This window comes from Streptomyces sp. 8K308, assembly GCF_004348315.1.
Classification (GTDB): domain Bacteria; phylum Actinomycetota; class Actinomycetes; order Streptomycetales; family Streptomycetaceae; genus Streptomyces.
This window is the reverse complement of record NZ_SMKC01000021.1, coordinates 29,392-42,094: the sequence shown is the minus strand read 5'-3', so window position 1 is coordinate 42,094 and position 12,703 is coordinate 29,392. Positions and strand designations below refer to the sequence as shown.

Annotated in this window: 13 protein-coding genes; 4 read left to right on the top strand and 9 right to left on the bottom strand. The window is 72.9% G+C overall.

Annotation, left to right across the window (positions count from 1 at the left end; all coding sequences use genetic code 11):
- Positions 1–1,007: glycosyltransferase (locus E1265_RS05700; RefSeq protein WP_132929113.1), on the top strand; the 1,007-nt coding region annotated here is incomplete at its 5' end.
- A gap of 160 nt (positions 1,008–1,167) precedes the next feature.
- Complete coding sequence (locus E1265_RS05695; RefSeq protein WP_132929112.1) at positions 1,168–2,010, top strand: hypothetical protein; 843 nt, start codon at positions 1,168–1,170, stop codon at positions 2,008–2,010.
- A 97-nt stretch (positions 2,011–2,107) separates the two neighbouring features.
- On the opposite strand, the gene E1265_RS05690 is transcribed toward E1265_RS05695, so the two are convergent.
- Complete coding sequence (locus E1265_RS05690; protein WP_132929111.1) at positions 2,108–2,695, bottom strand: CGNR zinc finger domain-containing protein; 588 nt, start codon at positions 2,693–2,695, stop codon at positions 2,108–2,110.
- 85 nt (positions 2,696–2,780) lie between these two features.
- Here E1265_RS05690 and E1265_RS05685 point away from each other — a divergent pair, with 85 nt between their 5' ends.
- Positions 2,781–3,671, top strand: coding sequence for an alpha/beta hydrolase (locus tag E1265_RS05685; protein ID WP_243740553.1), 891 nt, complete (start codon positions 2,781–2,783; stop codon positions 3,669–3,671).
- Between the two features lie 8 nt (positions 3,672–3,679).
- On the opposite strand, the gene E1265_RS05680 is transcribed toward E1265_RS05685, so the two are convergent.
- From E1265_RS05680 to E1265_RS05670, 3 genes are read right to left on the bottom strand one after another with little or no spacing between them, the layout of a single operon-like run.
- Positions 3,680–4,858, bottom strand: a complete 1,179-nt coding sequence (locus tag E1265_RS05680; RefSeq protein ID WP_132929110.1) for a ferric reductase-like transmembrane domain-containing protein — start codon at positions 4,856–4,858, stop codon at positions 3,680–3,682.
- Positions 4,855–5,742 carry an FAD:protein FMN transferase gene (locus E1265_RS05675; protein ID WP_132929109.1) on the bottom strand — a complete coding sequence of 296 codons (888 nt, stop codon included), beginning with the start codon at positions 5,740–5,742 and terminating at the stop codon, positions 4,855–4,857. Before E1265_RS05675 ends, E1265_RS05680 begins: the two co-directional genes overlap by 4 nt.
- A 10-nt stretch (positions 5,743–5,752) precedes the next feature.
- Positions 5,753–6,454, bottom strand: a complete 702-nt coding sequence (locus E1265_RS05670) for a DUF2271 domain-containing protein (RefSeq protein WP_132929108.1) — start codon at positions 6,452–6,454, stop codon at positions 5,753–5,755.
- 164 nt (positions 6,455–6,618) lie between these two features.
- Here E1265_RS05670 and E1265_RS05665 point away from each other — a divergent pair, with 164 nt between their 5' ends.
- Positions 6,619–7,050 (top strand): MarR family transcriptional regulator, encoded by a 432-nt coding sequence (locus E1265_RS05665; protein ID WP_132929107.1) that lies wholly within the window; start codon positions 6,619–6,621, stop codon positions 7,048–7,050.
- Between the two features lie 21 nt (positions 7,051–7,071).
- On the opposite strand, the gene E1265_RS05660 is transcribed toward E1265_RS05665, so the two are convergent.
- The 5 genes from E1265_RS05660 to E1265_RS05640 form a co-directional block, all read right to left on the bottom strand.
- Positions 7,072–8,061: a cyclase family protein gene (locus tag E1265_RS05660; RefSeq protein ID WP_132929106.1), complete on the bottom strand. Its 990-nt coding sequence runs from the start codon at positions 8,059–8,061 to the stop codon at positions 7,072–7,074.
- A 55-nt stretch (positions 8,062–8,116) separates the two neighbouring features.
- Positions 8,117–9,514 (bottom strand): MFS transporter, encoded by a 1,398-nt coding sequence (locus E1265_RS05655; protein WP_165953650.1) that lies wholly within the window; start codon positions 9,512–9,514, stop codon positions 8,117–8,119.
- A 122-nt stretch (positions 9,515–9,636) separates the two neighbouring features.
- Positions 9,637–10,677: a ketoacyl-ACP synthase III gene (locus E1265_RS05650; protein ID WP_132929104.1), complete on the bottom strand. Its 1,041-nt coding sequence runs from the start codon at positions 10,675–10,677 to the stop codon at positions 9,637–9,639.
- Positions 10,674–11,345, bottom strand: a complete 672-nt coding sequence (locus tag E1265_RS05645; RefSeq protein WP_132929103.1) for an HAD-IB family hydrolase — start codon at positions 11,343–11,345, stop codon at positions 10,674–10,676. Before E1265_RS05645 ends, E1265_RS05650 begins: the two co-directional genes overlap by 4 nt.
- A 42-nt stretch (positions 11,346–11,387) precedes the next feature.
- Positions 11,388–12,512: a ScbA/BarX family gamma-butyrolactone biosynthesis protein gene (locus E1265_RS05640; RefSeq protein ID WP_132929102.1), complete on the bottom strand. Its 1,125-nt coding sequence runs from the start codon at positions 12,510–12,512 to the stop codon at positions 11,388–11,390.
- Positions 12,513–12,703: the final 191 nt, after the last annotated feature.

Genomic DNA, 12,703 nt, shown 5'->3' with positions numbered 1-12,703 from the left:
GGGCCGGGGCGCCGGCGGACGATCCCGAGGCGTTCCAGAGCACCCTGATGCCGGCCCTGTTCCACGGCATGACGCGGGTGGGCGCGGTGGACTCCTACACGGCCGTGCTACCGGTGGCCGAGGGCTTCCGGCCCGACCTGATCCTGCGGGACGGGATGGACCTGGGCGCCTGCCTGGTCGCGGAGCGGCTCGGCGTGCCGCAGCTGCCCACCCCGTCGGGGACCACCAACATCCTCAACCCCGCCAAGATCCTCGGCCCGCTCAACGCCACCCGGGAGGCGGTCGGCCTGCCCGTGAGAAACGATCCGCTGTCGCTCCTGCCGCACGGGCGGATCGACTACGTGCCGCCGGCCCTGTCCTTCGCCCGGTACCTCGGCCCCTCGTCCCTGGCGTACCGGCAGACCGTCGACGTGGCGCGCGCCGCCGCGCTCCCGGCGTGGGTCGCCGAGCTGGCCACCGACCGGCCGCTGGTGTTCGCCGCGCTCGGCACCGCGCTGCCGATGGCGCGCGACCAGGTGTACTCCCCCACGCCGCCCGCCCTGTTCCCGAACGCGCGCAAGACGCTGCGCACCATGGCCGAGGCGGTCGCGCGGCTCGACGACTGCGTCGTGGTGCTGGCCACCGCGGGCGTCGGGCCGGTACCCGACGACCTGCCGCCGCATGTGCACGTCGTCGAACAGGTGCCGCAGCCGCTGCTGTTGGAGGCGGTGGACGTGTTCCTCACCCACGGCGGCTTCAACAGCGTCCGGGAGTCGCTGCGCACCGCGACGCCGATGGTGGTGCTGCCGCAGTTCGCCGACCAGTACCCGAACGCCAGGCGGGTCGAGGAGTTGGGCCTCGGCCGGCGGGTCACGACGCGCACGCCGGATGGCGTCGCCGCCGACTGCCGTGCCGTGCTCGCGGATTCGGGGATCGCGGCCCGGGTCCGCCGGGCACGTCTCGCGATGCTGACGCTGCCGCCGGTCGAGAGCGCGGTCGGGGACCTGGTGAAGCTCGTGACGGGCTGAGCGGTTTCGCCGCGCGAACGCACAACTTCCTCCCCCGTCCGACCGTCACACAGATGTCACCTACAACAGGGGGGTTGTTCATGCGACGGGGTTCCGGGCGACGGGGTTCCGGGCGACGAGGTATCGGGCGACGAGGTATCGGGCGACGAGGTATCGGGCGATGGGGCGCGGCCGCGGGGCGGCCGGTCTGGTGACGCTGTTCCCGCTGGCCGGTGCGGCGCAGGCGGCCGAGGTGCCGGTGCGCTGGCCGAGCGAGGTGGCCGGCGGCTTCGACGGCGAGTGCGTCGGCCCGAACGGCGAGCGCCCCGCGATCGGCTGGGAGGTGCTGGACGCGCCGGAGGTGCTGGTGCCCGGCGAGTGGGCCGAGTTCTCCTTCCACGCCACCAACGAGGGCGCGGAGCCGCTGACCGACCTCCTGATCTACGCCGACCTGTGGCGGGCGGAGTACCCGGACCACACGCCGCCCGAGGACCGTTGGGGCTACTCGTTCCAGTGGCGGGCGCCCGGCGGCTGGAGCGAGGTCCCGTTCGAGTCCGACGGCTGGGCGGGCCACTTCGCCGGCGTCGACACCCTGGCGCCCGGCGACTGGGTCGAGCCCCGGGTGCGCGTCCGGCTCGACGAGGAGGCCCACGGCTCGATGGTCGGCTCGCTGAGCGCGATGACCGTCACCTCCGAGGGTCTGTGCTCCCGGTCCCAGGAGTCCGCCACCATCACCCACGCCGTCGCCGAGCCGGGGCCTGAGCCTGAGCCCGAGCCGGAGCCGGAGCCGACGGATCCGGAGCCCACAGAGCCCGAGCCGACGCCCACGGATCCCGGGCCCGGACCCACCGAGCCCACGTCGCCGCCGCCCTCGCCGTCCACCCCGGACGACAGGCGCCCGCAGTTGGCCGAGACCGGCGGTGGCGGCGTGCTTCCGACCGTCGGCGCCCTGGGCGCCCTCGCCCTCGCCTCGGGCGCTGGCGTCCTCATCGCCCGACAGCGCGGTCGCGCCGCGACCGACTGACGGGCGCCGCCCCTGGCCCGAACAGCACACCCAGGGCCGGGGGCAGGCCCTGGTCCGCACCGGCGAGCAGGTCCGCGGGAGTGGTCGCCGTCTCCCGTCAGACACGGGACGCGTCGGGCGGGCCGTGACGCCGGTAGTAGCGGGCGACGCGGGTCCGGTTGCCGCAGCGGGTGGGCGAGCACCAGCGACGGCGTGGGTGTGACGGCAGGAACACCAGGACGCAGTCGTCAGCCTCGCACTCCTTGAGCCTGCTGATCGTGGGGGCGCTGAGCAGCTCGGCGGCGTCCTCGGCCAGCAGTGCGGCGAGGCGGGTGCCGAGTGGGCCGGTGCGGCGGGGAACGGCGGTGACCGCAGTGCCGTCCCAGCCGAGTTCGCGGACAGGCGGTGCCGAACGCTGGGCCTCGGTGAGCCCACGCAGTGCGGTCCCGGGGGGTTGCGTTCCGTTCAGCAGTGCCCGGACGGCGGCTTCGGTGTGCGCTCGGACGGCGTGGAGGGGGGCGAGGTCGGCCCGGGTCGGCGCGGTGCCCCGGGCCTCCCCATGGAGGCGGTCCTCCTCCAGGGTCAGCCAGTCGGACAACTGCCGTGGGGTGGCGAGCAGATCCACGCGCCCGTGGGCGCCCACCGGGCGGGTGTTGACCAGGTCCAGGGCCAGGGCCTCACCGGTCAGCGGTGCGCTGTCAGCCATGCCCTAATGCTATATCGCACGCTTGACGCATTAGCCGCAGCGGAGCTAGAACTAATGTGTCTTTGCATCAAGGAGGCATGTGAATATGATGTCCACGACCCCACCTCGCATCGCCCTTCCGGCCCGGACCGCCCACCGGTTCGTCGAGGTCGACCAGGTGGAGGTCTTCTACCGGGAGTCCCTGCCCGAGCGCCCCGACGCCCCGGTGGTACTGCTCCTGCACGGCTTCCCCTCCGCCTCGCACCAGTTCCGCCGCCTCATCGACACCCTCGGCCGCCACTACCGGCTCATCGCCCCCGACTACCCGGGCTTCGGACACACCCGCGCCCCGGACGGATTCCCCTACTCCTTCGAGCGGCTCGCGGATGTCGTCGAGCGCTTCACCGAACGCCTGGGCCTGGCCCGTTTCGCGATGTACCTCTTCGACTTCGGCGCCCCCGTCGGCTTCCGCCTGGCGCTCCGCCGCCCTGATCGCGTCGCCGGCCTGATCGTGCAGAACGGCAACGCGTACGCCGAGGGGCTGTCGGCGGCGGCCCGCGAGTTCACCGCCCTCACTCCCGACACCCCCGGCGCCGAGCAGGCCATCCTCGACCTGTTCACCCTGGACGCCACCCGCGCCCAGTACGAGGGCGGCACCGCCGACCCCGAACTGATCGCCCCCGAGGGCTGGCTGCTCGACCAGCACTTTCTCGACCAGCCCGGCCGCAAGCACGCGCAGCGCGCGCTCGCCTACGACTACAAGAGCAACATCGCCGCCTACCCCGACTGGCAGGCATGGCTGCGCGAGCACCGGCCGCCGACGCTGATCACCTGGGGCAGCCGCGACCCGTTCTTCCCCGAACCCGGCGCGCTCGCCTACCTCTCCGATCTGCCGGACGCCGAACTCCACCTGTTCGACACCGGCCACTTCGCCCTGGAGGACCACCTGCCCGAGATCGCCCCGCTGATCGCCGACTTCGTCTCACGGCTGAGGTAGCTGAGGCACTAGCAGTCGAAGTGCTCGGTGAAGAGCTGGTCGCGCCTGACGCCTTCGGCTCGGAGGCCGCCGGCCGTGGACTCGACGAAGGCGGGGCTGCCGCAGATGAAGTAGCGGGCGCGCGGGTCGGGGCGGCACTCCTCCGTGTAGCGGGGGCCGAGGTGGGCGCGCAGCTCGTCCCGGAAGGCGGCCTCCGCCGGGGATGAGACGACGTGCAGCAGCGACATGTGCGGGCCGGCGTGCCGGCGGACCAGGTCGACGAACGGGGTGACCCCGATGCCGCCGGCGATGAGGACGGCGGGCCGGTCGTCGAGGCGGGCCTGCCGGGTGAAGGTGCCGTAGGGGCCGTCGAGGCGGAGCACCGTGCCCGGCTCGAGGTCGCGCAGTCGGCTGGTGAACGGTCCCGCGCGTTTGACGGCGAAGGTCAGCGTGGAGTCCTCGCCCTGTCCCACGACGCTGAACGGGTGCGCCCGGGACAGCGCCCGCAGGCGCAGGTAGCAGAACTGACCCGGTGCCGGGCGGCGGATCCGCCGCCGGCCCTGGGGGGCGACGGTGTACTGCGTGACGGTGGGCGTCAGGCGGGACGTGGCGACGACGCGGTAGCGGTGCGACCACAGCGGGATCGCGAGGCGCCAGGCGACCAGCAGCGCGAGGCAGCCGGCGAGACCGAGCCAGTAGGCGCGCAGCCAGGGCAGTTCGGCCAGGAAGGTGCCGATGCCGTGGGCGTGCAGGAACACCAGGCCGGTCAGCGGGTACGAGACGTAGTGGACGTGGCGCCAGACTCGGTGGCGGATCGCGCCCCGTAGCAGGGTGCTGGTCAGCCACAGCGCGAGGAACAGCAGCAGGGCGACGCGGCCATAGGAGGTGTACGTCGACTCCACCCAGGAGAAGTCGAGCAGCACCAGGTAGGGCAGGTCCTGGTGGTTGGCGATCATCTCGAGCAGCGGGTGCAGCAGCACCAGGAAGGCGCCGCAGCCGCCGAGCCAGCGGTGCAGGGCGACGACGCGCAGCCGGTCGCCGCAGAGCCGTTCCGAGATCTGGCGGGCGCCGAGCACCACCTGCCACCACAGCACGAGCGCGCCGCCGAGACCGACGAGGTTGGCGGCGTCCCCCACGTCGTCGGTCCTGCCGAGCACGGGGAGGAACGGCACGGCGGTCAGCAGCATGACGGCGATCAGCCGGGTCATGTCGTTCGCCCCAGCGGCAGTTCGGGTGAGTGGCGGACGGTCCCGCCGCGGTCGACGGTGAGCCAGCCGGCGGTCGGGTCCTGCTCGGCCAGCCAGGCGGGTCCCTCGCCGGTGCCGAGGATCGTGAGGCACGTGGCGTGCACCTCGGCCGTGGCCAGGTCGCCCGCCAGGACGGTGGCCTGGAGGCAGTCCGAGTCGGCGGGGTCGCCGGTGCGCGGGTCGATGATGTGGTGCAGCCGGCCCCCGGTGGCGCTCGGCCAGCTGCGGCGCACCACGCTGCTGGTCGCCACGGCGGCGGCCTCCGGCAACTCAAGGACGCCGACGGGCTCCTGACGCAGGGGGTGGGTGACGCCGACCCGCCAGGGCGGGTCGGTCGGGCGACGCCAGGCCACGAGGTCGCCGCCTGCGTCGATGAGGCCGCGCTCGGAGAGCAGGGCGTCGGCGGCGGCCTGCACGCTCCAGCCCTTGACGAATCCGCCCAGGTCGACGGCGACCCCGGCGGGCAGTCGGATGGTGGAGTCGTCGTGGTCGAGGTGGACCTGGGGCCGGGGGATCCGGCCGGGCGCGGCCGGTCCCGAGGGGGTGGGTTCGGCCACGCCGACGGAGTCGAAGTCGACCGCGTAGCCAAGACGGGCCAACTCGGCGCCAAGGAACGGGCTGAAGAGACCGCCGGTGCGCTCCTGGTGGGCGCATGCCTCGTCCAGGACGCGCAGGAAGAGCTCCGAGACGGCGACCAGGCCGCCGGCGTTGGCGCGGGAGACGTCGCTCTCGGGACGGAACCTGCTGAAGACCGCCTCGACGTCGCGGAGCCAGCCGAGTACGGCCGCGGCCTCCCCGGGGGACAGCACGGTGAGCAGTTCGGTGCCCATCACGCGCTCGCGCACGGCCCGCACGTCAGGAGCCGCGGGTGTAGGTCGTGACGGTGTCCGGGTCGAGCGGCTCGCCGGGGGTGAAGCTCGCGCGCACGTCCTCGACCAGGACGGGCTCGTCGCGGGCGGCGTCCGGCAGGTAGGCGACCTCGGCGCGGGAGGTGCTGGGGGCGGTGCCGAGCTCGATCGTGCCGGTGTGCAGCACGCGCTTCTCCCACAGCACGTTGCCCTCGATGCGGTAGGTGTAGCGGCCGGGCCGCACCGGGACGCCGTTGGCGTCCGTGCCGTCCCAGTAGAGGGTGTGCTCGCCGCTGTCCTGGGCGGGGCGGCTTGCCGACCGGATCTCCTCCTCTGACGCCTGTTCCCAGCCGGAGGTCTCGCGCCACTGGGAGAGCGACTCGGGGCGGCGGTCGTAGCCGCCGTTCGCGGTGAAGCTGGTCGCGAAGAGGGTGCGGACGTAGGCGCCGTCGGCGTCCTCGATCCAGACCGCGATCTGGTTGCTCGCGTGGGTCGGTATGCGGTGGAGCCGGTAGGAGATCCGGACCAGGCCGAGGCTCTCCGCGGTCGGCGGCAGCAGGGCCGTGGTCGCCGGGGCCGGCCGCTCGGCGGCCGCCGCGGTGGCGGCCGGCGGGTCGGGCAGCTGATGGAGGTACGCCCCGGTGGCGGTGGCCGCGACGCCGCTGATGACCACGAGCGGCACGATCACCCGACTCGTGCGGTCCGGCATGGAACCCCTCCCTCCACATGCTGCCAGGTGTCAGCTACCTTATGGGCGTAGGGATACGTATATCAATACGTCTTTTCAGAGCATTTACCATGTGCAGCACCTTCCATGACGCCGCTCGGCCACATACTGACGGCCATGCAACAGCCCCTGAAGCAGGAATCACCGTGACCGATCTCCCGGTCGATGAACGCATCGGCCACCACGTCAAGCGCGCGGAACAGCACCTCATCGCCGCCAAACACTCCGCCGTACAGGAGTTCGGCCTGACCGTCTCCCAGTACACCGTGCTGCTTGTGCTGTCCACGGAGTCCGGGCTCACGGGGGCCGGGCTGGCCCGCCGCTGCCTGGTGACGCCGCAGACGATGTCCGCCGTGCTGACCACCATGGAGCGGGTGGGCCTGGTCGAGCGGCTGCCCCACCCGACCCACCAGCACGTGTTGGAAACCCGACTCACCCCGCTCGGCAAGGGCAGGCTCCGCAAGGCCGACCGGGCGGCGGTCGCCGTGGAGCAGCGGCTGAGCGAGCTGTTCAGCCCGGAGGAGCGCAAGACGTTCCTCGAGTATCTCGGCCGCTGCGCCACGGCGTTGGAGAGCTGACCCCCAGCGGAGGCCCGGCGGTCAGACGAGCGCGAGCGCCCGGATCTGGCCGCCGAAACCGCCGCGGTGCTTGGGCGCGCCGACGACCAGCAGCGCGCCGTGGTCCGGGGCCGAGTCCAGGGCCGCCAGGTTCTCGATGCCGTACTTGCCGGCGGGCAGCAGCGTCTGGTGCGTCAGCGGCACGGCCGCCGCGCCGCCGTCGAGGCTGCTGGTGTCGGTGCCGGCGCCGACCACGTTCCGCTCCTCGACGAGGAACGCCGCCGCCTCGGGGCTGATGCCAGGGAAGTGGAAGGTCCCGCCCGAGTCCTCGTTGAGGAAGGCGCCCGGCGTGTTCACCCGGCGCCACCAGCCGGAGTCCACCGCGACGAACGACCGGGCCGGCAGCCGGCCGTACCGGCTCTCCCAGCGCCGGATGTCGGTCACGGTGAGGCGGGCGTCGTGGTCGCGGGCCGCGCGGTCGGCGATGCGGATCACGACGAGCGGGACCACCAGCAGTTCGGCGGAGAGCTGTTCGAGCGTGGGCGCGCCGGGGCTGAAGTGTCCCGGAACGTCGATGTGCGTGCCCGAGTGCTCGTTGATGGTGAGCTGGTTGGCGTTGAAGCCGTCGACGTCGAGGAACTTGATCTGCTCGATCTCGGGCTGCTCGACGAGCTTGTAGACGACGGGGAAGTCCTCCCCCAGTTCGTGGGTGAGGTCCACGACCCGCTGCGTCCTGCCGCTCGGGCCCGCGCCCCGGCCCGCCGCGGTCGCGGCGTTGGCGACGCCGCCGAGCGCCGCGGTGGCGGCGACGCTCGCGCCGCCGATCGCGGACATCCGGAACAGCGAGCGCCGCCCGACCCGCCGCCCGGGGGCGGCGGCAACGGGCTCGGCGCCGCCGTGCTCGTGCTCGTGCTCCTCGTGCTCCTCGTGCTGCGGGGCGTGGGCGCGCTCCGCCACCACGGCGCCGTGGACGTGCGGCGGCGATATGTGCGCGGGCATGTGGACCTGACGCATCAGGGCTGGACTGCACATGGACTTTCCTTACCTACGAGAGCTACGAGAGCGAGAAGAGTGCGGAGCGGGCGGGCTACGACAGGACGGCCGGCTCGGCGACCGGCTTGGGAGCGGGTTGGGACAGCAGGCGCCACACGATGGCGGCTCCGGCGGCGGAGAGCCCAGCCACCGCCCACAGGACGACGGCGAGGGCCCCGGTGTAGTCGATGGCGAGCCCCTCGGCCGCCTCGCCGCGCAGCAGGGCGGCGGACTCCTCGCCGACCCTGCCGTGCAGCAGCGTCGACAGCGCGGCGCCGACGGCGGCGATGCCGACCGCCTCGCTGGTCAGCCGGACCGTGTTGAACAGGCCGGCCGCCATGCCGCTGCGGCCCGGGTCCACGACGGAGACGGCGGTGCCGTCGAGCACGGCGAGCGAGAAGCCGAAGCCGGCGCCCACCAGGGCGACGGCCACGGGGTGGAAGCCGGCCGTGAGCCAGGCGGCGCCCAGGCCCTGCGCCGCGAGGGAGAGCACGAGGATGGTGCGGGGCGCCAGCCGGTTCGCGATGAGCCCGGCGAACATGGGGACCACGAGCGCCGGGATGGTCATGATCGCCAGCGACAGGCCGATCTCGCCCGAGTCGGCGCCCTCCACCGACTCCAGGTACGGCGGCAGCACCACGAGCAGGGCGACGAAGCCGAAGGCCAGCACGGTCGGCACCACGCAGACGGCCGCGAACTTCGGGACGGCGAGCAGCGAGACGTCGAACAGCGGCTCGGGGCGGCGCCGTTCGATGACGCCGAACGCGACGAGCAGGCCGGCCGCGGCGGCGGCGGTGGCCAGCACGAGCGGGTCGGTCCAGCCGCGTTGCTGCACCTCGACCAGGGCGAAGATCAGCGTGGAGAGGCCGGCGGTGAAGGTGATGCCGCCGCCCCAGTCGATGTCGCCCTCCGGGCCGCGGGACTCCCGGATCACCAGCGGGCTGACCAGCAGCGCCACCGTCGCCACCGCCGCGATCACGGCGAACAGCGTCCGCCAGCCGCCGAGGGCGATCAGCCCGCCGCCGATCAGCGGGCCGAGCGCGAGCCCCAGGCCGATCCCGGTGCCCAGCATGGCGAAGACCCTGGCCCGCCGTGCTCCGGTGTAGGCGTCGGCCAGGATGGCGCTGCCCGAGGTCATCACGCTGGCGGCGCCGGCCCCGGCGAGCGCCCTGGCGAGGTCGACGACGGCCACCGAGGGGCCGGCGGCGGCGAGGAAGAGCGCGGCCGCGAAGGTGGTGAGGCCGCCGAGGAACACCCGGCGCCGGCCGATCCGGTCGGCCAGCGAACCGGTGACGGCCATGAAGGCGGCGAAGGTCAGCATGTAGGCGTTGGCCACCCACTGGGTGGCCGCGACGCCGCTGTCGAACTCCGAGCCGACCTCGGGGGCGGCCAGCGCGCCGCCGGTCAGCGAGATGGGCAACAGCGCGGCGGCCAGGCACACCACGGCCGCCACCGGCCACGGCTCAGTCGCGGATTCGGGCTCGGATTCGGGTTCGGACGTCAGGACGTCACCCCCCTCGCGGACGGTAAGATTACTGTCTGACATAAGATACCTTATGCTCGTGGAGTGCTGCGTCAAGTGCTCTGGAGGGCGCGGGCGGGTCGTGCGTGCCGGGTCCTGCCCCAGCTGACCAGGGCGGAGCCGATCGCCATGCCGCCGCCGAACGCGGACAGCAACACGTTGTCGCCTTCGGCGAGTTCGCCTCGCCGGTGCACGACGTCCAGGGCGATGGGCACGGAGGCGGCCCCGGTGTTGCCGTGGAGCTCGACGGTGAGCTGCAGGTCCGCGTTGACGAGCTTCAGCTCGGGCCAGACCTCCCGCAGCATGACGCCGTTCGCCTGGTGCGGGACGAAGTGCCGCACCTCCTCCACGCCGACTCCCGCGTCCGCCAGCAGCCTGTGCACCGCCTTGGGCAGGTTCTCCTGCACGAAGCCGCGCACCCCGCGGCCGTCCATCTGGAAGAAGTGCGAGCCCTGTTCGACGGTGTCGGCGGTGGCCGGCATCCGGCTGCCGCCGGCCGGGACCCCGATGAGCCGGTGCTGGTCGCCGCGGCTGACCAGGCTCGTCGCGAGGATGCCGCCCACCTCGCCCTCGGCGGTCCTGCCGAGCACGACGGCGCCGGCGCCGTCCCCGAAGAGGATGGCCGTCCTGCGGTCCGAGTAGTCGAGGATCCGCGAGTAGATGTCGGCCCCGATGACCAGCCCGTACCGGCGCTCGGTCGCGGGCTCGGTCCTGAGCACCCGCTCCACGAGCGACAGCGCGTAGACGAAGCCGCTGCACACGGCGTTGACGTCGAAAGCGACCGCGTTGCCGGCGCCGATCAGGTGCTGCACGAAGCTGGCCGTCGGCGGCTGCGGCTGGTCGGGCGTCGAGGTGGCGAGGACGATGTACGCCACCTCCTCGGGGCTCACCCCCGCCTGCCGCAGCGCCCGTTCGGCCGCCACCGCGGCCAGGTCGGAGGTGGCCTGGTTGTCCTGGGCCCTGCGGCGCTCGCGGATTCCGGTCTTGCGGATGATCCACTCGTCGGTGACTCCGGCGCCCCGGCCGATCTCCTCGTTGGTCACGACCACGCTGGGCAGCATCGATCCGGTGCCCAGGATCCCTATGTGGCTCATGCGACACTCCGCTCCGCGAGCGGGAGGCGACGCCAACCCGCCTGCTCCGCGTGGGCGTTCAGGGCGGGGTCGGCCCCCACGACCACCGGGTGCCCCACCGCCTCGAGCAGGTCCAGATCGCTGATGTGGTCCCCGTACCCGGTGCACTCGGCGAGATCGACGCCGCGCACGGCGGCCGAGACGCGCACCGCCCGCCCCTTGACCGCGCCGATCATCGGCACCAGCACCTCTCCGGTGAGGCGCCCGCGGCGGATCACCGGCCGGGTGCCGATGGCCCAGTCGGCCCCGACCTCCTCCGCGATCGGGTCGAGGCAGGCGAAGAACGATCCCGAGACGAGCACGACCGGCTCGCCGGCCGCGACGTGCTCGTCAAGGGCGCGCCGGGTCTCGGGGACGAACAGGCCCTGCTCCGACTCGTGCGCGAACCAGTCCTTGCCGACGGCGGCCAGCCGGTCCGCCTCCTCCCCCGCGTAGAAGCGGTAGTACCTGCGGTTGATCTCGTGGCGCGGCACCCCGCTGTCGGCCCCGCGCCGTATCTCCCCGAGCAGTCGGTCGTACGTGCCGGCCGGCTCCCCGCGGCGGGCCAGGTAGAACTCCAGGAACCGGAACATGCTCTTGATCCGGATCACGGTCTCGTCGACGTCTGAGAACACCACTGAATTCGGCATCTGCTTCTCCCCTTGTCTCGCTTCCGCCTCGTTGGTTCGCCGTCAGCCGAGCGAGACGCGGGTCAGCGTGAGGCCGACCACGCACAGCAGTTCGCCCCGCTGCCGCGCCTCCACCCGCACCGGGAGCTGTTCCAGCGCGGCGCCCCCGCCGAGCCGGACCGACTCCTCGCCGGATTCGGGGAGTTCGAGCACGCCACCCTGCGTGTAGTAGACCCCCGGGTCGGCGGGCTCGGACGGGATCCGCAGCCGCTCGCTCGCCTCGGCCGTCAGGACGGTCTCGTCCTCCAGCTCGCCGAAGCGGGTGAAGTGGACGTCGATGTCGGTCGGGAAGACCTTGGCGGCGGACATGCCGCACACGTCGAGGGCGGTGAGGAGGGCGAGCTGGCGCGCGCCTTCGGTGATCACCATGCCGGGCAGGTGGTCCTGCGGGTGGTCGAACATGCTCGGGTGGTCGGCGGGGATGCGCAGCCCGGCGCTGCCGGTGGTGCCCGAGGTGGACGCGTCGACCAGGACGACGTTCTCCGGCGCCGACCGGCCCACCAGGTGCGGCGCCACGGGGGTGCCCGGGGTGACGTCCGGGTGGTTGGCGGACGACGGCAGGGCGCGGCCGGCGCGGTTGCTCAGCCGGAGCGTCAGGTAGTCGGTGGGCGTCTTGAACCGGAGGCCCATCTCCGAGGTGCCGATGACCGTGCCGTCGACCGACAGCTCGATCGCGTAGTCGAGGCCGGTGACCCGGCCGTCCCGCTCCTTGCGGTTGACCACCCGGACCCGCATCACCAGCGGGAGCGGCGCGGGGCCGACCACCAGCGACCGAAGGTGCGTCAACGTCAGCCGCAGGTGGGTCAGGATGAACTTGTTGTCCTCGTCCACGTCGTAGAAGCGGTGCGCGCCGGCGAGGTTGGCCTGCCGGCAGGCCTCGAGGAGCAGCAGCGGGTCGTGGAAGCTGGGACGGAGCTGGTGGTCCCCGTAGTAGGCGTGTGAGCGCGGCAGTTGGGCCGCCGCGGCGTAGCTCTCGTCGTCGATCCGCTTGAGGTCGGTGAGGAACACCTCACCCAGCGCGTCCCGATGGACCAGAAGCCGGTCCACGGTGCGGCTGAAGTCGAGCTCAGGCTCGTTCGGCGGGATCGCCGCCGGCGCGTGCCGGCGGGTGAACGAAGTGGTGCTCATGACGTGCGACCTTTCTGTCCGGGGTAGTCCTTCACCACTGGTACTGGCCGTACTTGGTTTGAGCAGGTGGGGTCGGGGGGCCGGCGGCGCTGCGCCGAGGCAGCACGCGGCCCTCTTCCGTGGATCGTTCGAATCGCCACCGTCCCCGTTGACTCCCGGTCCGCGTCGACCGGGTTGACGACCAAGCCCCC